The following is a 21,851-nucleotide window of genomic DNA, read 5'->3' on the forward strand; positions in this document are numbered from 1 at the left end:
GATAGTACCCAGACGCAAAAAAGCCGGCAGCAAGCTGCCGGCTTTTGGCTAGTCAACGACTCAGGCTACCGAGGCGATGGCTGCGTTGAAGGTTGCGCTGGGGCGCATGATGGCATCCATCTTGGCCACGTCAGGCATGTAGTAGCCACCGATATCGGCAGCCTTGCCTTGCACGTCCTTCATCTCGGCCACGATCTTGGCTTCGTTCTCGGCGAGTTGCTTGGCCAGAGGCGCAAACTTGGCTGCCAGTTCTGCGTCCTCGGTCTGGGCGGCCAGAGCCTGGGCCCAGTACAGAGCGATGTAGAACTGCGAACCACGGTTGTCCAGCTCGCCGGTGCGACGTGAAGGCGACTTGTCCTCGTCCAGCAGCTTGCCCGTGGCCTCGTCCAGGGTCTTGGCCAGCAGCTTGGCGCGGCTGTTGTTTTCCTTGATACCCAGGTCTTCCAGCGACACGGCCAGAGCCAGGAACTCGCCCAGCGAATCCCAGCGCAGGTGGTTTTCTTCCACCAGTTGCTGCACATGCTTGGGCGCGGAGCCGCCGGCACCGGTTTCGTACATGCCGCCACCGGCCATCAGAGGCACGATGGACAGCATCTTGGCCGAGGTACCCAGCTCCATGATGGGGAACAGGTCGGTCAGGTAGTCGCGCAGAATGTTGCCGGTCACCGAGATGGTGTCCAGGCCGCGGGCCACGCGCTCCAGCGTGTAGCGCATGGCGCGCACTTGCGAGAGGATGTGGATTTCCAGGCCCGTGGTGTCGTAGTCCTTCAAGTAGGTCTGCACCTTCTTGATCAGCTCGGCTTCATGGGGACGGTAGGGGTCCAGCCAGAACACGGCAGGCATGCCGGAGTTGCGGGCACGGGTCACGGCCAGCTTCACCCAGTCGCGGATGGGAGCATCCTTGACCTGGCACATGCGCCAGATATCACCCTCTTCCACGTTCTGGCTCAGCAGCACTTCGCCGGTGGCGATGTCCACGATATTGGCCACGCCGTCTTCGGCGATTTCGAAGGTCTTGTCGTGCGAGCCGTACTCTTCAGCCTTTTGCGCCATCAGACCCACGTTGGGCACGGTGCCCATGGTCTTGGGGTCGAAGTTGCCGTGCCACTTGCAGAAGTTGATCATCTCCTGGTAGATACGGGCAAAGGTGGACTCGGGCATCACGGCCTTGCAGTCGTAGGGCTTGCCATCGGCCGCCCACATCTTGCCGCCCACGCGAATCATGGCAGGCATGGAGGCATCGACGATCACGTCGTTGGGCGAATGGAAGTTGGTGATGCCCTTGGCGGAATCGACCATGGCCAGACGCGGACGATCTTCCTGGCACTTGTGCAGGTCACGGATGATCTCTTCGCGCTGCGATGCGGGCAGGGTTTCAATCTTTTCGTACAGATTGGCCATGCCGTTGTTCACGTTCACGCCCAGCTGATCGAACAGCTTGCCGTGCTTCTCGAAAGCTTCCTTGTAGAAAATCTTCACGCAGTGGCCGAACACGATGGGGTGAGACACCTTCATCATCGTGGCCTTGACGTGCAGCGAGAACAGGATGCCGGACTCTTTGCAGTCTTCGATCTCCTTTTCATAGAAGGCGCACAGGGCTTTCTTGCTCATGAACATGGAGTCGATGACTTCACCGTCCAGCAGCTTGACCTTTTCCTTGAGCACGATGGTCTTGCCGGACTTGGTTTCCAGCACCATCTTCACGTCACGGGCCTTGTCCAGGGTCATGGACTTTTCGCCGTGGTAGAAGTCGCCCTCGCTCATGTGCGACACATGGGTCTGCGACCACTGCTTCCACTCACCCATGGAGTGAGGGTGCTTCTTGGCGTAGTTCTTGACGGCGGCAGGGGCGCGGCGGTCGGAGTTGCCTTCGCGCAGCACGGGGTTCACGGCAGAGCCCAGGCACTTGCTGTAGCGCGCCTTGATGTCCTTTTCTTCGTCTGTCGTGGGGTTCTCGGGGAAGTTGGGAATCTTGTAGCCCTTGAACTGCAGCTCCTTGATGGCAGCAGTCAGCTGGCCCACGGATGCCGAGATATTGGGCAGCTTGATGATGTTGGCTTCGGGAGTCAGCGTCAGCTTGCCCAGCTCGGCCAGGTTGTTGGGAGCGCGCTGCTCTTCGGTCAGGAAGTCGGGGAACTCGCCCAGAATGCGGCCGGCCAACGAGATGTCGCTGGTTTCCACATTGATGCCGGCAGGAGCCGCAAATGCGCGGATCACGGGCAGGAAGGCACTGGTGGCCAGACGAGGTGCCTCGTCCGTCAAGGTGTAGATGATGGTGGGTTGCTGCGTACTCATCTCTTGTCTCAGGTAATGAAAAGGTGGGGCGTGCCTTGGGCCTTCATCCCGAGCTTGCGCAATGGGGCCTGACACAGCAGGAAGCATTGCTATTTTTTTGCAATGCGTTCCCACGATACAAAATTCTAAGCGCAACCGGTGCAAATTTTTTAAGTCTTGTACAAGACCTAGGGTTTTACATTCACTTTGCCACCCGGTTTTCATTGGGAAATCGGCCAATATCCTTCATTTTCCAACATGTAAAAAATACCGCACTTGATTTGCAAGCAGCTTCACGCTTGCGCACTGCAATATAATTTCGCAATTCGAAAAGCAGGTCTTTGCGTCTTCTGGCAAGACTTGCGTTTCGAAAGCAACAGGTGCCCGAATTCCATTCGGGTTAAACGGGAACAGGGTGCAAAGCCCTGGCTGCCCCCGCAACGGTAAGCAGATCAAACTGTTTCAAGGCTCGCGTCTGACGCGCGGGCCAGTCACTGGTGTTCTACGTGGCCTCATCGACGAGGTGCGCGGCAGCACCGGGAAGGCGAAACAGCATGCCTCGCGCAATCTGCCAGCCCGGATACCGGCCTGTTGAGCGCTGCGCCGCGCGGGCCTTGGCCCAAGGGCCAGCATGTGCAACGACCGCCTGCGGGGTGCAGCGTGATGGCAACAAGCTGATCGCAGGCGCTTTGCAGCGCGGTGCGCCCCAGCATGAAATCGTCACAAGCAAGCAGGCCGGTCAGCTCTCGCTGAACCATGAAATATCTTGTCCTGCCTGCCGTGATGATCGGCCTGGCACCTGCAGCACTGGCTATTGCCGCAGAAACCCGCGCCGAAGAACGAACCGGCCTTCCCCCGGCGCAGCTGCCCACAGTACAGGTCACCGATACCGCCGAAGGTGGCCTCGGTCTGTCTCTGCCCAGCACCTCGGGCAGCCGTACCGGCATTGCCACCCGTGACCTGCCAGCCAGCCTGGAGCATGTGAGCGAGCAGACCTGGCAGGAGCGCGGTGACAGCCGCATGGCCGACATCATCGGGCGTACCGTGGGCATGACACCTTTGTCCCCCACCAGCTACAGCAGCCTGTCCTTTGGTTCGCGCGGCTTCACCGGCACCAACTCGGTCGGCATTGCCGAAGACGGCGTACGCCTGGGCGTGGCGTCCAGCACCACCCCCTACCCTGCCAACAGCTGGGGCTACGAGCGCGTGGAAGTGCTGCGCGGCCCTGCCTCCATCGTCTACGGCACGGGCACCGTGGGCGCGACCGCCAATATCGTGCGCAAACAGCCCACGCGTGAGAGCGTGCGTGAAGTTCTGCTCGGTACCGGATCGCACGGCAGCGCCAAGCTGGGTCTGGGCGCAGGCGGCGCCCTGAGCGACACGCTGAGCTACCGCCTCGATGCCTACGGCCACTACACCCGGGGTGAACATGACATGGCGCGCGCCAGCGGCGGCAAGCTGATGAGCACGCTGCGCTGGCAGCCCACGGCGGCCCTGCGCATGGAGCTGCTGGCCGATGTCAGTGACGAAAAACCTGCACACTACTTCGGCACGCCCACCGTGAACGGCGCCATCGTGCCCGAGCTTCTGGGGCGCAACTTCAACACCGCCGACAGCGATATCCGCATCAAGGACAAGCGTGTCCGTGCCCGCGCCCAGTACCAGATCAATGACTGGGTCAGCGTGAGCAACGAGCTCTATCGCTTCAAGGCCGACCGCTACTGGCGCAATATTGAGGCGTACCAATATCTGCCAGCAACGCAGCAGCTGAGGCTGGGCGATTACCTGGAGCTCTCACATGACCTGGAGCAGACCGGCAACCGCCTGGAAACCGCCGTCAACGCAGGCGCTCACAAGCTGGTTTTGGGATGGGAGGTCAACAGGGCCAAATTCAACTTTGCCCGCAACGACTATGCCGGCAGCGACCTCATCGGCGTGAACAGCCCTTCGCTCACCTACTGGCCTAATTCATCGCCCTTGCTGCCCAGCTTCACCACGGCGGCCACTACCCACGACTTCTACGCCGAAGACGCATGGTCGCTCGGCGATCGCTGGCTGCTGCTGGCCGGCATTCGCCGCGACATGACGGACTTTGACCGCAAGGATCTGACAGGGCCTAATTCTTTCGGCAAAAACCTGGGCGGCACGGCATGGCGTCTGGGCCTGACGCACAGGCTCAACGCGCAAACCAGCCTCTACGGCCAGATCTCGCAAGGCCATGACCCCGTCACCAATGTGCTGACGCTGAATCTCGCCAACAAAGACTTCAAGCTGACCACCGCCCGCCAGGTGGAAGTGGGGCTGAAACAGCAGTTTGCCCAGGGTCAGGGCGAGTGGACGGTCGCTGCCTACCGCATTGAGAAAGATGACATTGTCACCACCGACCTCATCACCAAGCTGCAGTATCAAGGTGGCAGGCAGCACTCTCAGGGTCTGGAGCTGAGCGGCGTTCTTCGCCTTTCCCCCAACTGGCGTCTGGAGGGCAACTACGCCTTGGTCAGTGCCCAATACGATGAACTCGTCAAGAGCGGTGTCGATCTCAGCGGCAAACGCCCGTCGAACGTGCCGCGCCAGACCGCCAACCTCTGGGCTCACTACACCGCCGCAAGCGCCATCGGACGCTGGCAGGCATCGCTAGGCGCTCGCACCGTCAGTCAACGCTTTGCAGATGATGCCAATACCGCCAGTTCTGGTGGCTACACCGTCTGGGACGCAGCGCTGAGCTGGAAGCCTCAGCCGCGTGCGACTTATCGCCTGTCGCTGCGCAATCTGAGCGACAAGCTTTACACCTATTCAGCGATCTCCGGCACTCAAGCCTACCCAGGCGAAGGTCGCCGCGTGGATCTGACTGCAGAGTTCACGTTCTGACCGCGGCTGTCGCAACCATAGCGATTTGATATCAGGAGCTGCTACCGCATGTTGTTCCTTGCATTGACCCTTGTTTAACAATGAAAAACTGTTGCTGCAAGCGTAGAACGCTCTCCTATCTGAAGCACTCCACGGTTGCAGTGCTGGCATGTCTGGCACTGCAGGCCTGCACCGACCATCAAAGCCCGACAGCAAGCCCATCTGCAGGCGGCATGGCCAGAGCGCCCATCACGGTGGAGGTCTGCGGCCAGAGCGTGGTCTATGACAAGGTACCGCAGCGCGCCGTCACCCATGGCATCAACATCACCGAGATGTTTCTGGCCCTGGGCCTGCAGGACCGCTGGGCGGGCTACGGAGGCCTGCGCGACATCAAGCGTCTGCCCGCAGAAATGCGACCGCTGCTGGCCCATGTGCCCGACCTGTCCAACCAGGGCATGAACCTGGAGACGCTGCTCAATGTTCAGCCCGACTTTGTCTTCAGCGGCTGGGCCTATGGCTTTCGCCCCGGGCAGATCACGCCCGCCAGTCTCAAGGAGATGGGCATTGCCAGCTATGTGCTCACAGAATCCTGCATACGCCAGGTTCAGCGCGAAAAGGTATCGCTGGAAGACACCTTCAACGACCTGCTCAACCTGGGCCGCATCTTCGATATCGAAGCCAGGGCAGAAAAGCTGGTGCAGACCCAGCGCCAGCAGCTGCAGCAGATTCAGGATGCGCTCAAAGACGTTGACTACAGGCCCAAGGTGTTTGTCTTCGACAGCGGCACCGACATCCCCGTGACCACGGGCCGCTTCGCCATGCCGCAGGCCATGATAGAGGCCGCTGGCGGGCGCAATATTTTTGATGATCTGGACAGCAGCTGGATGCGCGGCAACTGGGAAGACGTGATTGCACGCGACCCGGACTGGATTGTGATCGTCGATGACGACAGGCCCACACCCAGCGGTAAAACCCAGTTTTTGCTGAGCAAGCCCGAGCTGGCCCAGGTCAAGGCCATACGAGAGAAAAAGCTGCTGCGCCTGGAATTTGCCGAGGCCACGCCCGGCCCGCGCAATGTCGCCGCCGTGCAGCGTCTGGCCCATGCGCTGCATCCCGAGAAAGTGGCGCTGCCATGAATGTCCTGCCCGGGATCGCCGCCCCTTCGGCATTTTTTGCACGGCAGCGCCAGCAGCTGGCGCTATGGATACTGGCCTTGGGCGCCGCTTTGCTGATCTCGCTGACGCTGGCCATCACCCTGGGGCCGGTACGCATTGCGCCGCTGCAAGCCTGGCAGATCACCGCGCATGAGCTGGGCCTGCATCTGGGGCTGGATTGGCAGCCCGGTCAATGGAGCATTGCCCAGCACCAGATCGTCTGGCGCGTGCGCCTGCCCCGCGTGCTGCTGGCGGCCCTGGCGGGCTCCGGGTTGGCACTGGTCGGCGTCGCCATGCAGGCCATGGTGCGCAACCCCCTGGCCGACCCTTATCTGCTGGGCGTGTCCTCGGGCGCATCGGTAGGCGCCGTCAGTGTACTGGCCTTTGGCGCCCTGGCTTTTGCGGGCGAGCTGGCCCTGCCCCTGGGCGCTTTTGGCGGTGCCTTGGCCGCCTGCACCGCCGTCTATTTTCTGGCGCTGGCCAATGGCCGGCTGATGGCAACGCGTCTGATTCTGGGCGGCGTGGCCATTGCCTACTGTCTGGGTGGCATCACCAGCCTGATCGTGCTCACGGCCGATCAGCGCGAGCTGGCCAACTCCGTGCTGAGCTGGACGCTGGGCAGTCTGGCCGGCACCCGCTGGGACGAGCTGGGCCTGCCCGCGGCCCTGCTGCTGGCAGGCATCGTCCTGCTGCTGGCCCAGGCCCGCTCGCTCAATGCCCTGCTGTCTGGCGAAGAAACCGCCGCAACGCTGGGCGTGGACACCACCAACACGCGGCGCTGGCTGTTTGTGCTGGTCTCTTTGGTCACCGGCGTGCTGGTGGCACTGACCGGCCCCATCGGTTTTGTGGGCCTGATCGTGCCGCATATCACCCGCATGCTGGTGGGTTCGGAGCACCGCCGGGTGCTGCCCGTCGCGGCACTGATAGGAGCCATCTTTCTGGTCTGGGTCGATGTGTTTTCCCGCATCAGCTTTGCCCCGGCAGAAGTGCCCGTGGGCGTCATCACCTCGCTATTGGGTGGCCCGTTTTTCATCTGGATGCTGATGCGCAAAAGTGCGCGAGAAAGGCTGAACGCATGAGCCGCCCGGCCGTTCCGAAGGCTCATAGCACCGCAGCGCATCAGCGCGAAGGTACCCCAGTGAGCGAGCCTTCGGTCTCCCCTCTTCTTCAGGCCCAGGCATTGCACTGGAAGGCCGCCGCCGCGCATATCGTGCGCGACATCAGCCTGCAGGTGAGCCGTGGCGAATTCGTGGGTTTGCTGGGCCCCAACGGCAGTGGCAAGTCCACGCTGCTGCGCATGATCTACCGCATCCTCAGACCCGCCAGCGGCACGGTCTGTATGCAGGAGCGCGACGTCTGGCGGCACAGTGCCCGCGACAACGCCCGTGCCATGGCCGTGCTGGCACAGGAAAATGCCAACGAGTTCGATCTGCGCGTGCGCGATGTGGTGCTGATGGGACGCACGCCGCACCAAAGCGCCTTTGACAAAGACAGCGCGCAAGACTTTGCCATCGTCGCCCAGTCGCTGGCGCGAGTGCAGGCCCAGCCACTGGCCGAGCGCATGTTTTCCACCCTCTCGGGCGGTGAAAAGCAGCGCGTGCTCATGGCCCGCGCACTGGCCCAGCAGGCACCGCTGCTGGTGCTGGATGAGCCCACCAACCACCTCGACGTGCGCCACCAGTTCGAGCTGATGAATCTGATTCGCGGCCTGAGCCTGACCACTTTGGCCGCTCTGCACGAGCTGCCGCTGGCCGCGCATTACTGCGACCGCATCTACCTATTGCAGCACGGTGCACTGGTGGCGCAAGGCACTCCGACCGAGGTGCTGACGCCCGAGACCATTGCCCGTGTCTACGGCGTGCGCGCCCAGGTGCACACCAGCGCACGCACGGGCAAGCCCGTGATCGAATTCATGCCGGATGAGCTGCTATGACCCAGACCTGCACTGAGCCCACGCCCTCTTTACCTGCAGCCAACGCCTGCCTGGCCATCGTGGTGCTCAGCCGCGGTGCGGCCTATGCGGGCGGCCTGACGGAACTGAGCGACCTGGCAACACAGCTTGAGGCGCGGCTGGCCGCTGCACAAACGCCCGTGCTGCGTGTGCAACCCGCCTTTGTGGACCGAGCACAGCCTGCCCTGCCCGAAGCGCTGGACCTGTGCGCCGATGCCGATCAGATATTGATCCTGCCCGTCATGGTGCCCGACGAGCCTTCGCTGCGCCGCTGGCTGCACAAGCTCATCATGCGCTGGCGCGCCAAGCAACAGGCTGGAGGGCAAACCGGCAAACACGCCCCTCGCATCGTGTTTGCTCAACCCCTGCTGCAGTTGCCGGCGTTGGCCGAGCTGCTGGCCGCCACCATTCCCAGCGCGCTGCAGCAGCCCGATGTGCCGCAATTGCTGGCCGATGAAGACTGGGAGCGCGACCCCAAAGCCTGGTCCCAAGTGCCGGAGCACCAGCACCATGTGCTGTGGTGCGTGGGCCCGCGCTGCGCGGCCAAGGGAGCCGTCGCGCTGTGGCCGCAACTGGCACGCACCGTGCAGCAAACCCCGCTGCTCAAAAAGCAGGTGATGCTGCTGCAAACCAGCTGCCAGTACCCGTGCAACCACGGCCCGCTGATGATCGCCTACCCCGAAGGCGTGTGGTACGGCCCCATGGATGCCGCGACGATCGAGCCCGTGCTGACAGCCCATGTCCAGCAGCAGGACTGCCCTCACGAACACCTGCGCGTGCATGGACCACAGCCCGCACTGCACGAATAATTTTTCCCTGTCGAATTTCCCTGTTGATCCCCATCCGGAGAGTGATCCATGCAAACCACCAAAATTCCCGCCACCATCGTCACCGGCTTTCTCGGCAGCGGCAAGACCACCTTGATGCGCCATATTCTCGAGCAGGCCAAGGGCCTGCGCGTGGCGGTCATCGTCAACGAGTTCGGCGAACTGGGCATTGACGGCGAAATCCTCAAGACCTGTGCCATAGGCTGCAAGGAAGAAGGCGGCGCGGATACACAGTCGGGCCAGATCTACGAGCTGGCCAACGGCTGCATGTGCTGCACCGTGCAAGAAGAGTTCTTCCCCGTCATGAAAGCCCTGGCCGAGCGCCGCGCCGACATCGATGTGCTGCTGATCGAGACCAGCGGCCTGGCCCTGCCCAAGCCCCTGGTCCAGGCCTTCCAGTGGCCCGACATCGCCAATGTCTTCACTGTCGATTCGGTAGTCACCGTGGTCGATACGCCCGCTGCGGCTGCCGGCCAGTTTGCCCATGACCCCCATGCCGTCGATGAACAGCGCCAGGCCGACCCCAATCTGGACCATGACGCCAGCCTGCATGAGCTGTTCGAGGATCAGCTCTCGGCCGCCGATCTGGTGGTGCTGTCCAAGGCCGATCTGGTCACGCCCGAGCAGCTCGGCCAGGTGCGCGCCATGGTGGCCGAAGAAGTACCGGCCAGCGTGAAGATGATCGAAGCCGTGCAGGGCCAGGTGCCGCTGAACGTGCTGCTGGGCCAGCATCGCGCCGCCGAGCTGTCGATCGACGACAAGCACAGCCACCATGACCATGACGAAGACCATGACCACGATGCCTTCGACTCCCTGCACCTGGACCTGGGTGCCGTGGACCGTGAGCGCCTGATGCTAGCGTTGCAAGCCATCGTGGAGCAACATGGCGTGCTGCGCGTCAAGGGCTTTGCCGCTCTGCCTGGCAAGAAGATGCGTCTGCTGGTGCAAGGCGTGGGCCGCCGCTTTGATGCCTATTTCGACCGTGCCTGGGCCGACGGCGAAGCTACGGCCACGCGTCTGGTGTTTATCGGCAAGCAGCTGGACGCCGCCGTGCTGCGCCAGGCCTTGCTGGGCGCCCAGGCATAAAATCCCAGCAAAATCAGCCTCTATCGCTTTACTGGCAAGCGGATAAAGCTATCTTTTTGAATCATGCACCTGCTCAGCTCCCGCCCCGGCGGCTTTGTCGAAGACGACAGCATCATCACCCGTCTGGACCAGACGCCTGCCGACATGGTGGTGCTCAGTTCCGCCGACACCACGCTGTCGCTACTGGCCGATGCCTACCGGATGTGGCTGCAGGCCGAGCCCCGGGCCGCTGGGTCCACGCCCACGCTGCGCCTGGCCAACCTGCTGCATCTGCGCCAGAGCGCCTCGCTCGATCTGTATATCGACGAGGTGCTGCAGCATGCCAGGCTGGTCATCGTCGATCATCTGGGAGCCGAGTCCACCTGGCCCTACGGCATAGAGCAGCTGCAAAAGCTGGCGCGCCGCAAGGGCCAGAAGCTGGCCATGTTCTCTGGCGACAACCAGGAAGATCCCGAGCTGCTGGCCAAGGGCACGCTTGAGCCCGAGCAAAGCCGTGCGCTGTGGCAATACCTGCGCGCCGGCGGCCTGGGCAATGCACGCGAGTTCCTGCGCATGGCTGCGGCCTGGGGCCTGAACCTGGGCCGCGAGGGCGCGCCCGTGCGGGTGCTGCCCCCCGTGGCCGTGCATGTGCCGCAAAGCTGGCTGGATGACGCTGCAGGACATCTTCCGGGCCTCGACGACCTGCAGGCCCGCTGGACGCCCGGCGCCCCCGTGGCCATGCTGGTCTTCTACCGCTCGCATCTGCTGGCGGCCAATACCGAGGCCTTCGATGCCATGGCCGACGCCCTGCTCGCACGTGGCCTGAACCCGCTTCCGCTGGCCCTGGAGTCGCTCAAGGACGGGCTGTGCCTGCAGACGCTGCGCTCACTGTGCATCACCCACCAGGTGCAGATCATTCTCAACACCACGGCGTTTGCGGCTCTCGGAGAACATGCGCGCACCGGCGAGGCGTCCGACGCGCTGGCGGGCGACATTCCCGTGCTGCAGGTGATTGCCAGCGGCAGCAACCGCGAGGACTGGCTGGCCGACAGCCAGGGCCTGCGCCCGCGCGACATTGCCATGCAGGTGGTGCTGCCCGAGATGGATGGCCGCATCATGACGCGCGCCATGAGCTTCAAGGGCCTGGCCCATCGCTGCGAGCTGACGCAGACCGATGTGATCAGCTACCAGGCCGAGCCCGACCGCATCACCTGGATTGCCGAGCTGGCCTGGCGCTGGTGCCGGCTGCGCAGCAAGCCTGCGGCGCAGAAGAAGGCCGCGCTGATACTGGCCAACTACCCGGGCAGCGAAGCACGGATGGGCAGCGGCGTGGGCCTCGATACACCCGAGTCCGTCATGGCCCTGCTGGAACAGCTGGCGCGCGATGGCTGGAACCTGGGGGATGCCTCCGCCCTGCCGGCATCGGGTCTGGCGCTGATGAAGCAGTTGCAGCAAGGCATTGCCAATGACCCCAAGAAATGGCCGCAGCGCCCTGCAAGCCAGGGCTATTCGCTGCAGGCCTATCAACAGCGCCTGGCACAGCTGCCCGGCGATATGGCCCAGACCATCGCCGAGCGCTGGGGGACGCCCGAGCAAGACCCCATGCTGCGCGATGGCTGGTTCATGATTGCGGGTCTGCAGCTGGGCCATGTCTTCGTGGGCATACAGCCTGCGCGCGCTCTCGATGGACGCAATGACTACGCCAGTTACCACGACGCCGAGCTGGTGCCGCCCCATCACTATCTGGCGTTCTACTTCTGGCTGCGCGATGTATTCGGCGTGGACGCCATGGTCCATGTGGGCAAGCATGGCAATCTGGAATGGCTGCCGGGCAAGAGCCTGGCGCTGTCGCAGCAATGCTGGCCCGATGCCATTCTCGGCCCGCTGCCGCATGTCTATCCCTTCATCGTCAACGACCCCGGCGAAGGGGCGCAGGCCAAGCGCCGCAGCCAGGCCGTAATCATCGACCATCTGATGCCGCCGCTCACGCGCGCCGAAAACCACGGCCCCATGCAGGAGCTGGAACGTCTGGTGGACGAATACTACGAAGCCCTGCTGGTCGACCTGCGCCGCTCCAGCCTGCTGCGCAAGCAGATTCTGGACTGCGCCAGACAGCAGGATCTGCTGCGCGAGCTAGGCCTTGAAGCTGCGGGCGCGCAACCCGATGCCGACGAGCAGTTGCTGGAACGCATCGATGCCTATCTGTGCGAACTCAAGGAAACCCAGATTCGCGATGGCCTGCATATCTTTGGCCATTCGCCCGAAGGCGCTCTGCGCGACTCCACGCTGCTCTCGCTGGCGCGCTATCCGGGCAGTGGTGGCAACGAGCAGGGCCTGCTCAACGCACTGGCCGCCGACCTGCTGCCGGCCATGGACTGGAACCCGCTGGACATGGATGCCGCCGCGCCCTGGAACGGCCAGCGTCCGGCCGTGCTGCAGCAGCAGGACGCCGGCACCTGGCGCCACGGCGGCGACACGCGCGAGCGGCTCGAGCTGCTGGCCCTGCAGGTCATAGCCCGGCCCGGACTAGCCCGCAGCTGGCCGCACACACTACAAGTGCTGACGCGCATAGAGCAGCAGATTGCACCGTCACTGGACGCCTGCGGCCCGCAGGAGCTGCTGCAGTTCTCGCGCGCACTGCAAGGGCTCTTTGTGCCGCCCGGGCCCAGCGGCTCACCCTCGCGCGGGCGCTGCGACACCTTGCCCACGGGGCGCAACTTCTACACCGTGGACACCCGCGCCATACCCACCCAGACCGCCTGGGCGCTGGGGCAGCAGTCCGCACAGCGCCTGCTGGAGCGCTATCTGCAGGAGCATGGCGAATATCCTCAGGCCATCGGTCTTTCCGTCTGGGGCACGGCCACCATGCGTACCGGCGGTGACGATATCGCCCAGGCATTTGCCCTGATCGGGGTGCGTCCCAAATGGGCCGCCGGCAGCCAGCGCGTGACCGACTTTGAAGTCATTCCCGCCGTGGGCCTGCGCCGCCCGCGCATCGATGTGACGCTGCGTATCAGCGGCTTCTTCCGCGATGCCTTTCCCAACGTGGTGCAGATGTTCGATGCTGCGGTACGTGCTGTGGCCGAGCTGGATGAGGACGCCGAGGACAATCCCATCCGCGCGCGCGTGCTGCGGGATACGCAGGCTGCCGTGGATCAAGGCCTGAGCGCCGACGCGGCTCGCGAACAGGCGCTGTGGCGCGTATTCGGATCGCCCACCGGCAGCTATGGTGCCAGCATGCATGAGCTGCTGCGTACCGGCCAGTGGACCGATGCGGGCGACTTTGCACGCCACTATCTGGACTGGGGCGCCTATGCCTACGGCCAGCAGGCCGATGGCGTGCCGGCCCGCGCCGCGCTGGAGCGGCGTCTGCAGGCACTCGATGTGGTGCTGCAGAACCAGGACAGCCGCGAGCATGACCTGCTGGACTCCAGCGAGTACTACCAGCATCAGGGCGGCATGGTGGCGGCCGTGCGGTACCTGGGCGGAGCCGAGCCTGCCGTCTATCACGGCGACCATGGCAATCCTCAGTCGGCCAGAATTCGCTCCCTGGCCGAGGAGATCGGCCGCGTGGTACGCGCCCGCGTCACCAACCCCAAGTGGATTGCCGGCGCCATGCGCCACGGCTACAAGGGCGCCTTCGAGATGGCGGCGACGGTGGACTATCTGTTCGGCTTCGATGCCACCACCGCGCTGGTCTCGGACCAGCATTACGCCATGGTCACCCAGGCCTATGTCGAAGACGAGAACGTGCGCCAGTTTCTGCGCCAGCAAAATCCTCAGGCGCTTGGCGATATCGTCTCGCGCCTGCTGGAAGCCATAGACCGTGGCCTGTGGGAGCAGCCCGGCGAGCATCGCCAGAGCCTGCTGGCCCAGATGCTGGAGCACGAAGAATTCATGGAAGGACAGGTTTCCCAATGAGCACCAACCACGATCCGGCACCCGTATTTCCACTCTCGGCCATACAAGGCCAGCCCGCGCTGGTGCAGGCCTTGCTGCTGGCTGCGATAGAGCCGCAGCTGGGAGGCGTGCTGATCCAGGGCCCGCGCGGCACGGCCAAGTCCACGGCGGCCCGTGCGCTGGCAGATTTGCTGACGCCAGCGCCCTTCGTCACCCTGCCGCTAGGTGCCTCCATCGAGCATGTGACCGGCAGCCTGGACCTGTCCAAAGCTCTGGCGGGCCATGAAGTGGCTTTTGCGCCGGGCCTGATCGCCAAGGCGCACGAAGGGGTTCTCTATGTCGATGAGATCAATCTGCTGCCCGATGCCATCGTCGATGTGCTGCTCGATGTGGCAGCCTCCGGCATCAATCGCATAGAGCGCGACGGGATCTCGCACAGCCATGCGGCGCGCTTTGTGCTGGTCGGCACCATGAACCCCGAGGAAGGCATGCTGCGCCCCCAGTTACTGGACCGGCTGGGCCTGTGCGTGCAGCTGGACAATGCCCAGGATCCGCAGCTGCGCAGCAGCATTGTCAAGGCCAGGCTGCGCTTTGACCTGGACCCCCAGGGCTTTGCCCAGGCCCATGCCGCGCAGCAGCAGGAAATACGCACACGCTTGCAGCAGGCCCGCGCCCGCAGTCAAGATGCGACGCAACTGCCCTGGAGCGATGCCGTGCACGAAGCCGTGGCCCGGCAATGCATTGCGGCCCAGGTCGACGGCATGCGCGCCGACCTGGTCATGTTGCGTGCCGCCCGTGCTCTGGCAGCCTGGCAGGGCAGCTCGGCCATTACAGCCGAGCATGTAAGCGAGGTTGCGCCGCTGGTGCTGCAGCACCGCGCGGCCGAGTCCCGACAATCCGTTGCCAGCCAGGCTCCCCAGCCAGTGCCGCCCGCCGAGCCGCCAAATCCAGCTACAAGCCCTGCCACAAGCCCGACCAACCAAGGCCCTCGCACGGAATCGGCAGCAGACCGCTCATCGCCATCCCCTGCCCCCGCGCAGCAGGACATGAACCAGCCGCCTCCCGGCTGGGGCCGACCACTGCCGGTTGCCACCGTCTCTTTTGACAGCAGCCAGGCCGATGCCATGGCCCAGGCTGCCATGGAGGCCCTGGCCGCAAAAAAAGCCCGCGCCCCCGGCCAAAGCATTTAGTCGCTGCAGCGCAGCGCAGCAGCCGGGGGCCAAGCACGGCAGCGCCGCATGGCCTGGCCACCACCAGCCTTGCCGCAAGATCAGGTGGCGCCCAGATCGACTGGCCGGCCAGCTTGCGCGCGCGCCAAGCCCTGCCGCTGGCGGCCGAGCATCTGCGCTGGCGCCAGCCCCAAGGCCGCAGCAGCAGCCAGCACCTGTTCCTGCTGGACTGCTCGGCTTCCATGGTCGAGAGCTGCGCCTTTGCCCGGGCCAAGGGACTGCTGCTGCAATGGCTGCGCTGGGCTTATCTGCGGCGCGAATGCGTGGCCCTGCTCTGTTTTGGTGCAGGTCAGACCCATTGGCTGCTGCAGCCCACCCGCGCGCCGCGCTGGAATGCCGAGCTGATCGAGCCCCTGCCGGGCGGTGGCGGCACCCCTCTGGCCGCCGCGCTGCGGACAGGCTGGGACATGGCCGCCCGGCACGGGCAGCGACCGTCCTGCCTGTGGGTCATCAGCGACTTTCGCAGTCCCGATGTGCTGCAGCTGGAACGTCAAGCCGACCCAGGACTGTCCCAGATCTGGGTGGATTGCGAATCGGTATCCGCAAACTCCTTGAAGCCGTTCGAGGGCGCAGAGCGTTTGAGCCAAGCCTGGCCTGCGTCCTTCAGGCTCACGCTTTGAAATTTAAGAGAAATCTCACGCAAACCCTTAGCTATCAAGCGCAAGCAGCTCTTGTTTTTGCAGTCGTCCATGCAAAACAGGCCGCAGTTGCGGCCTGTTGGAGACAGTGGTGAGCCTGGCTTCAGTGCTTTGCGGCGGCCACGGCTATGGCCTCGCCATCCTGATCTACATAGTGCATGCCCTTGGGCGAAATCGCCCAGTAGATCACCGCACCCAGACCGGCGGCGATGAACCAGGAGAAGGCCGAGACCGACTCCAGCGCAGGCACGAAGGCAAACGCCAGGGAGATGACCGAAGCCGGGATCAGTGCCTGAATCGCACGGGGGTTGAAGCCGTTGCGATAGTGGTAGGGGCTGCTGATGTCCTGGGTATAGAGTGCGGGTACATCCACGCACTGCTTGCGGATCAGCCAGTAATCAGCCATGACGATGCCGAACAGCGGGCCAAGGAAGGAGCCCAGGCCACCGAGGAAGTAAACGATCACGACGGGTGAGCTGTAGAGATTCCAGGGCAGGATGACAAAGCCCAGAACGGCGCTGAGCAAGGCCGCGCGGCGGAAGTTCAGCAGCTTGGGGGCCAGGTTGGTCAACGCCAGCGCAGGCGCCACGAAGTTGGCCATCAGGTTGACGGCAATCGTCAGAATCAGCAGCGAGAAGCTCGCCATCACCAGCAAGGGCTTGTTGGGGATCTTCTGCACCACGTCGATGGGGTTGTTGATCAAGGTGCCGTCGATGGACAGCTGGCCCCCGGTCAGGATCACCACGATCATGCCGAAGATCATCATATTGATGGGAATGCCCCAGAAGTTGCCCTTGACCACGGCCTTGCGCGAGGTCGTGCCGCGCGTGAAGTCGCAAAAGTTCAGCACAAAAGTGCCGTACAGCGCCACCCACAGAGAGGCGGCCCCCAGCACATGTACCCAGACCGGACCATTGACCGTGGCGAAAGGTGCGGACCAGTGCAGCTTGCCGCCCGTGGTGTAGAGAATCCAGCCGGCCAGCGCGATAAAGGTCATGAAAATCACGGGGCCCGCGAAAGCCTCATATTTGCGAATGCTCTCCATGCCCCAGCAGGCAATCACCACCTGCACCGCCCACAGAATGCTGAAGCTGATCCAGCCCAGCAGCGGCAGGCCCAGCAGGCCCTGCTGGGTCAGGGACTCCAGGCCCGGGAACAGCATGATGAGCAACACATCGAGCACCTTGGACGCCAGATAGGTCTGGATACCAAACCAGGCGATGGCCACACCGCCACGGATCAGCGCCGGGATCTGCGCGCCGCGCGTGCCAAAGCTGATGCGACTCATGACGGGGAACGGGATGCCGGTCTTGGTGCCCATGAAGCCCGACAGCGTCAGCAGGATGAATAGAAACGCCGCCCCCAGAAGCAGGGCCGTCAGAATCTGCCAGCCACCAAGGCCCAGGGTGAACAGGCCAATGGCAAAGGAGTAGTTGCCAAGGTTATGGACGTCGTTGACCCATAAGGTGAACAGGCTGTAGGCACCCCATGAACGTCCTTTTTTTGCAGTGGGAGCCAGGTCATGGTTGTACAGGGCTGGGGAGACTCCTGATGGCAGAGCCTGATCTCGCTTCGGCGTCTGCGCGCCGTGGGGGGAAGCGAACTGCTCGCCCGGATTGATTGCTATGTCTCGCATGTATTGCCTTCGATAAGGGGGCTATATCTCCTTCTGTGCATGCGGCCCGGTCCTTGCGGCCGGGCACGCATTCACCACGACACGGCACAAGCGCGTCGGGTTGCCTCTGCTCGGGCGTTTCGATGGATGCATTGCCGCCATGCCAGGGCGCAGGACAAACAGGTCTCCGCACCTTGAACATCACCTTGTATACATGCAGAAAGAAATGCATGTGAATCAACAGCATCCCTCTAAAGCGCCTTGCACAGACCCGCCTGAGAGCTCAAAGCTCGGACCCGCAGCTTGCTCTTTCAAACACCTGCTCGGCCCGGGCCGCAGTCAAATTCAGGCTAGGGAGGAATCACTTGCATTTATCCCATGCATCTTGCACTTCATCTTGTATACAAAAAGAAAAACAATATGTCCCGGCACATACAAAAAGCGTTTGAACCTTTCCTTTGCCCAGCGCTCGCACGGCCTCAGATCGCCATCAAGCTGCTCTTTTCAGCACCGTTCCTGCTCTCCGTCAGGCCGTGCCCACAGGCCAATCCAGAGCTGCAGGATGAATCCGGGCTCAAAGCGGCCTGCCCCAATCCCCATTCAAGGCCTGATCCACTCGCATAGAATCATTCGATGAAATGGGTACTGCTGTGATCATCAAGGCAACGATTGCCGAGCGTCTGACCGAGTCGATCCTCGCAGGCAAATTGCTGCCGGGCGACCGGCTGGGCGAGCAGGAAATTGCGGACTTGTTCGAAGTCAGCCGCACCCTGGTGCGTGAAGCCTTGATGCAGCTGCGCACCAGAGGCTTTGTCGAGGTGCGCTCAAGAGTCGGCTGGTATGTGGCCGAGCCCTCGTTTGAAGAAGCGCAAGAGACCTTTGCGGCCCGCCGCGTCATCGAGCCCGGCATTCTTCGCAATGCCGGCCGCCCCCTGCAGTCCACGCTCAAGCGTCTGCGCGCGCATATTGCAGAGGAAAACAAGGCCGCACAAAGAGGCGATACCATCGTGCACAGTGCGCTGCTGGCCGATTTTCACGTCTGTCTGGCCGAATGCCTGGGCAATCGCTTTCTGAGCAATATGATGGTCGACCTGTCGGCCCGGACGACCCTGGTTGCCGCCATGTATCAGTCCAGGGTCGAGGAATCCGAGCATTTCAACGACGACCATGCCCGGATCGTCGATGCGCTGTCCGAGGGCGATAACGCCCGGGCCGAGCAGCTGATGCTGGCCCATATCGATGCGCTGGCCGCCCGTCTCGATGAAAGCATGGCCAGCAAAGGCAGCGCCCGCGACCGCTTGCGCTCCATCTTGCAGCCTGAAAGCGCCCCCTCCTCAAGCTGAGCGCTGCACCGCACCATCAGTGGCGCGCACCGGCGCCGAGCAAGATCTCTTCAATCTGCTTGTAGCCGCGCTTGCGCGCATGCTGCAGCGGAGTCACGCCTTCACCGTCGGCCAGATTCACATCGGCCTTGGCTGCGACCAGCTGGCGCACGATCTCCACATGCTCGGGACCGCCCCGGCCCAGCAAAATGGCTTCGAGCAGCGCCGTCCAGTGCAGATTGTTGACATGGTTCACATCCACGCCTGCGGCAATCAGGAGGCGCACGGTTTCCACATGGCCGCGCTCTGCCGCCGGGATCAGCGCCGTGCCGCCATAGCGATTGGTGCTTTTGAGGTCCGCACCATGGGCCAGTGTCGCCCTCAGAATTTCGTTATGTCCGCGTGCACCAGCGTAGAGATAGGGGCTGTCCTTGATTCTGTCCTTGGCATTGACATCGGCACCGGCCTCGATCAGCACCTTGGCAGCAGCCACCTGATTCTTGTGCGTGGCGATCAACAGCGGCGTGGCACCGCTGCTGTCTCTGGCGTCGATGCTGGCCCCCTGCTTGAGCGCAGCCTCTACCTGCGCTGCATTGCCATGCTCTGCAGCAGCGCGTAGCTGCTCTTCAAGAACACCGCCATTGGCGGCAGAGGTGATGGAAGCGAACATGGCGGCAATCAATCCCAGATAAACGGTCAGGCGCTCAAAGAGCATGCGGTTTCTCCAATCAAAGCAATCCAACGAGAGGCTCATGAGGGGCCCTGCTTCTGCCATGATAGAAGCCCGCTTACACATTCAAAAATTAAATTTCAGCATGACAGGCAGCGAAAAACCAAATAGACCACCTCTGGATCTGGACCTGCTGCGTGCTGTGGTCATGGTGGCCGATTGCGGCAGTTTCACCACCGCTGCGACTCGCCTGCATTCCACGCAGTCCACGATCAGCCAGAAGGTTCGCCGCCTCGAAGAATTGGTGGGCCACCAACTGCTGACACGCGGCCACCGCGATGTGCATCCCACGGCTGCCGGTGAAATTCTGCTGATTCATGCGCGCCACCTGCTGGCCGTCAGCGAGCAGCTGCGTGAAGCCCTCGCGGGCGAAGCCGGCGCGACCGTGCGCCTGGGCGTACCCGAGGATTTCGTACGCGACAAGACCATCCCGGCACTCGCGGGCTTCAAACGCCAGCACCCCGGCGTACGCCTGGAAGTCACCAGCGGCCTGAGCCGCGATCTGCTGGCCAGCTTTGATCGTGGCGAGCTGGACCTGATCCTCATCAAGCAGCGCCGTGCCAGCCGAGCCGCCAATGCCTGCCGCCCCGAGCGGGTGCAATGGATTGACAGCGCCGAACACCCTTGCTGGCAGCAGGACCCCATTCCCCTGGTCACTTTTCCGCTACGCGGCCTGTATCGCGACGACATGATTGCAGCCATCGAGGCCATGGGCCGCAGCTGGCGCATCAGCTTTACCAGCACCAGCCTGACCGGCATTCAGGAAGCAGTGGCCAGCGGCCTGGGCATCAGCCTGCTGCCGCCCCGCGCCGTGAAGGCGGCCCATCGGGTCCTGGGCACCGGGCAGGGTTTTGCCTCCGTTGAAGGCTTTGAAATCGCGATCTACCAACGCGCTGCAGCGGATGCCATGGTCAAGGAACTGGCGGCCCTGCTCGAAGAGATCGTCGAGCGCGAAACCCGCTAACTCACCTTCAGGACTCGAATTCAGGCTTGAAAGCCCGCTGATCCGGGTCTCCCCAGACACGGCCATCCCAGAAGCGCCCATGTCGAACGATGGCCCGCTCATAAGGTGCGGCAGCCACGGCCGCCGCAGCGTTGGGTGCACGCACCACCACAAAACTGGCTTCGTTGCCCACCGCCAGGCCATAGCCGGTCTTGCCCAGCACGCCAGCGCCCGCCGTCGTCGCCATATCCAGTGCCACCTGCAGGGCCTCGTCGGTATAAAAACCCGAACGGTAGCCAATCAGCATGGCCCGTTGCAGCATGTCGCCATTGCCATAGGGCCACCAGGCATCCTGGATGTTGTCATTGCCGGTGAACATGCGCACGCCGGCCTCGCGCAGACGCAGGATCGGCGGGAAACCATGGTCGCCCGGCGCATTCGTCATGATGGAGATACCCGCCTGAGCCAGCATCTGGGCCACGCGGTCCAGTTCGGCCTCGCCCAGATCGCCCAGGCCGTAGGCATGGCTTACCGCCACACGGCCTTGCAGGCCCAGGGCCCGGGTGCGCAAAGCAATACGGTCCATCTGGGCCGCGCAGGTCTCGCCAGGCTCGTGCAGATGGATGTCGATCTTGGCACCGCGCCTGTCGGCTATGCCGAAGAGGATGTCGAGCTGACCATCGGCATCGCCGTCCAGCGTCGTCGGGTCAATACCGCCCACCACCTGCGCGCCTTCACGGATGGCTGCGTCCAGATACTCGGCCGTGCCGGGGCAGGTCATGACGCCTGCCTGGGGGAAAGCCACCAGTTCGATATCGATCAAATCCTTCCATTTCTCGCGCGCCTGCATCACGGCACGCAGATTGACCAGGCCTGTGGTCGCATCCACATCCACATGACTGCGCATGGCCATGGTGCCAAACGATGCTGCCTGACGAATCAATGCATCGGCACGCTCGGCAATGGGCTTGGCCGAAGCCAGCGCGCTTTTCTCGATGGCCAGGCGCTCGCGCAGACTGGATACCGGCTGATGCGGACGCCAGCGATCGCCCACAAAGCTCTTGTCGAGGTGAATATGTCCGTCCACAAAACCGGGCAGCACCAGATGGCCAGCGAGGTCTATGACCTCGGCCTGCGCCAGCACCGGGCGTTCCCTGCCCAGGCTGGCAATGCGGCCATCCTGAACGGCAATATGAAGGGGGGAGCCATCTGCAGCGACGGCGTTCACGAACAAGCGGTCATTCATGGAGAGTCTTTGTCTGAACAAGGACCGCCACGCTGACAGAGGCAACACAAGCCATCTCGGCAGCACGCGATCCTCGGGGTTTGAAAACCAGGGAACCGCACGATACGCCG

15 protein-coding genes and 1 riboswitch are annotated in these 21,851 nt (G+C 63.2%); of the genes, 11 read left to right on the top strand and 4 right to left on the bottom strand.

Annotation, left to right across the window (positions count from 1 at the left end; genetic code table 11):
• Window positions 1–60: 60 nt before the first annotated feature.
• Window positions 61–2,295, bottom strand: a complete 2,235-nt coding sequence (locus QMY55_RS13550; protein ID WP_283484726.1) for an NADP-dependent isocitrate dehydrogenase — start codon at window positions 2,293–2,295, stop codon at window positions 61–63.
• Window positions 2,296–2,635: 340 nt separating this feature from the next.
• Window positions 2,636–2,880, top strand: a riboswitch (cobalamin riboswitch).
• Between the two features lie 150 nt (window positions 2,881–3,030).
• On the opposite strand from QMY55_RS13550, the gene QMY55_RS13555 reads away from it, so the two are divergent.
• The 9 genes from QMY55_RS13555 to QMY55_RS13595 all read left to right on the top strand — a co-directional run bounded on the left by QMY55_RS13555 (window position 3,031) and on the right by QMY55_RS13595 (window position 15,867).
• Window positions 3,031–5,142, top strand: coding sequence for a TonB-dependent receptor (locus tag QMY55_RS13555; protein WP_283484727.1), 2,112 nt, complete (start codon window positions 3,031–3,033; stop codon window positions 5,140–5,142).
• A 212-nt stretch (window positions 5,143–5,354) separates the two neighbouring features.
• Window positions 5,355–6,257: an ABC transporter substrate-binding protein gene (locus tag QMY55_RS13560; protein WP_283484728.1), complete on the top strand. Its 903-nt coding sequence runs from the start codon at window positions 5,355–5,357 to the stop codon at window positions 6,255–6,257.
• Entirely contained in the window at window positions 6,254–7,354 is a 1,101-nt protein-coding gene (locus QMY55_RS13565; RefSeq protein ID WP_283484729.1) for a FecCD family ABC transporter permease, read from the top strand. Before QMY55_RS13560 ends, QMY55_RS13565 begins: the two co-directional genes overlap by 4 nt.
• The gene (locus QMY55_RS13570) at window positions 7,351–8,208 is read left to right on the top strand and encodes an ABC transporter ATP-binding protein (protein WP_283484730.1); all 858 of its coding nucleotides are present in this window, start codon (window positions 7,351–7,353) and stop codon (window positions 8,206–8,208) included. The genes QMY55_RS13565 and QMY55_RS13570 overlap by 4 nt, the downstream gene beginning before the upstream one ends.
• Window positions 8,205–9,035 carry a (2Fe-2S) ferredoxin domain-containing protein gene (locus tag QMY55_RS13575; protein ID WP_283484731.1) on the top strand — a complete coding sequence of 277 codons (831 nt, stop codon included), beginning with the start codon at window positions 8,205–8,207 and terminating at the stop codon, window positions 9,033–9,035. Before QMY55_RS13570 ends, QMY55_RS13575 begins: the two co-directional genes overlap by 4 nt.
• Before the next feature lie 48 nt (window positions 9,036–9,083).
• Window positions 9,084–10,139, top strand: a complete 1,056-nt coding sequence (gene cobW / locus QMY55_RS13580) for a cobalamin biosynthesis protein CobW (protein ID WP_283484732.1) — start codon at window positions 9,084–9,086, stop codon at window positions 10,137–10,139.
• Window positions 10,140–10,202: 63 nt separating this feature from the next.
• On the top strand, window positions 10,203–14,039 hold the full coding sequence (gene cobN, locus QMY55_RS13585; protein ID WP_283484733.1) for a cobaltochelatase subunit CobN: 3,837 nt from the start codon (window positions 10,203–10,205) through the stop codon (window positions 14,037–14,039).
• A complete protein-coding gene (locus tag QMY55_RS13590) occupies window positions 14,036–15,208 on the top strand; it encodes an ATP-binding protein (RefSeq protein ID WP_283484734.1) in 1,173 nt (390 codons plus the stop codon). Before cobN ends, QMY55_RS13590 begins: the two co-directional genes overlap by 4 nt.
• A 53-nt stretch (window positions 15,209–15,261) precedes the next feature.
• A complete protein-coding gene (locus QMY55_RS13595) occupies window positions 15,262–15,867 on the top strand; it encodes a vWA domain-containing protein (RefSeq protein ID WP_283488957.1) in 606 nt (201 codons plus the stop codon).
• 121 nt (window positions 15,868–15,988) lie between these two features.
• Here the strand turns inward: QMY55_RS13595 and QMY55_RS13600 are convergent, their stop codons facing one another.
• Window positions 15,989–17,521: an NCS1 family nucleobase:cation symporter-1 gene (locus QMY55_RS13600; RefSeq protein WP_283484735.1), complete on the bottom strand. Its 1,533-nt coding sequence runs from the start codon at window positions 17,519–17,521 to the stop codon at window positions 15,989–15,991.
• A 617-nt stretch (window positions 17,522–18,138) separates the two neighbouring features.
• Between QMY55_RS13600 and QMY55_RS13605 the strand changes: the two genes are divergently transcribed.
• Window positions 18,139–18,843: a GntR family transcriptional regulator gene (locus QMY55_RS13605; RefSeq protein ID WP_283484736.1), complete on the top strand. Its 705-nt coding sequence runs from the start codon at window positions 18,139–18,141 to the stop codon at window positions 18,841–18,843.
• 16 nt (window positions 18,844–18,859) lie between these two features.
• Here QMY55_RS13605 and QMY55_RS13610 read toward each other — a convergent pair whose 3' ends face one another.
• The gene (locus tag QMY55_RS13610) at window positions 18,860–19,537 is read right to left on the bottom strand and encodes an ankyrin repeat domain-containing protein (protein WP_283484737.1); all 678 of its coding nucleotides are present in this window, start codon (window positions 19,535–19,537) and stop codon (window positions 18,860–18,862) included.
• A gap of 100 nt (window positions 19,538–19,637) precedes the next feature.
• On the opposite strand from QMY55_RS13610, the gene QMY55_RS13615 reads away from it, so the two are divergent.
• Complete coding sequence (locus QMY55_RS13615) at window positions 19,638–20,516, top strand: LysR family transcriptional regulator (RefSeq protein ID WP_283484738.1); 879 nt, start codon at window positions 19,638–19,640, stop codon at window positions 20,514–20,516.
• A gap of 7 nt (window positions 20,517–20,523) precedes the next feature.
• Here the strand turns inward: QMY55_RS13615 and QMY55_RS13620 are convergent, their stop codons facing one another.
• Entirely contained in the window at window positions 20,524–21,741 is a 1,218-nt protein-coding gene (locus QMY55_RS13620; RefSeq protein WP_283484739.1) for an amidohydrolase family protein, read from the bottom strand.
• Between the last annotated feature and the right edge of the window lie 110 nt (window positions 21,742–21,851).

Source organism: Comamonas resistens, from assembly GCF_030064165.1.
Lineage (GTDB): Bacteria > Pseudomonadota > Gammaproteobacteria > Burkholderiales > Burkholderiaceae_C > Comamonas > Comamonas resistens.

Coding starts and splice junctions, on each gene's coding strand:
- cobN (WP_283484733.1), top strand. CDS start 10,203: ATGCACCTGCTCAGCTCCCGCCCCGGCGGCTTTGTCGAAGACGACAGC.
- QMY55_RS13600 (WP_283484735.1), bottom strand. CDS start 17,521: ATGCGAGACATAGCAATCAATCCGGGCGAGCAGTTCGCTTCCCCCCAC.
- QMY55_RS13575 (WP_283484731.1), top strand. CDS start 8,205: ATGACCCAGACCTGCACTGAGCCCACGCCCTCTTTACCTGCAGCCAAC.
- QMY55_RS13620 (WP_283484739.1), bottom strand. CDS start 21,741: ATGAATGACCGCTTGTTCGTGAACGCCGTCGCTGCAGATGGCTCCCCC.
- cobW (WP_283484732.1), top strand. CDS start 9,084: ATGCAAACCACCAAAATTCCCGCCACCATCGTCACCGGCTTTCTCGGC.
- QMY55_RS13550 (WP_283484726.1), bottom strand. CDS start 2,295: ATGAGTACGCAGCAACCCACCATCATCTACACCTTGACGGACGAGGCA.
- QMY55_RS13610 (WP_283484737.1), bottom strand. CDS start 19,537: ATGCTCTTTGAGCGCCTGACCGTTTATCTGGGATTGATTGCCGCCATG.
- QMY55_RS13565 (WP_283484729.1), top strand. CDS start 6,254: ATGAATGTCCTGCCCGGGATCGCCGCCCCTTCGGCATTTTTTGCACGG.
- QMY55_RS13590 (WP_283484734.1), top strand. CDS start 14,036: ATGAGCACCAACCACGATCCGGCACCCGTATTTCCACTCTCGGCCATA.
- QMY55_RS13570 (WP_283484730.1), top strand. CDS start 7,351: ATGAGCCGCCCGGCCGTTCCGAAGGCTCATAGCACCGCAGCGCATCAG.
- QMY55_RS13560 (WP_283484728.1), top strand. CDS start 5,355: ATGGCCAGAGCGCCCATCACGGTGGAGGTCTGCGGCCAGAGCGTGGTC.
- QMY55_RS13555 (WP_283484727.1), top strand. CDS start 3,031: ATGAAATATCTTGTCCTGCCTGCCGTGATGATCGGCCTGGCACCTGCA.
- QMY55_RS13605 (WP_283484736.1), top strand. CDS start 18,139: ATGGGTACTGCTGTGATCATCAAGGCAACGATTGCCGAGCGTCTGACC.
- QMY55_RS13615 (WP_283484738.1), top strand. CDS start 19,638: ATGACAGGCAGCGAAAAACCAAATAGACCACCTCTGGATCTGGACCTG.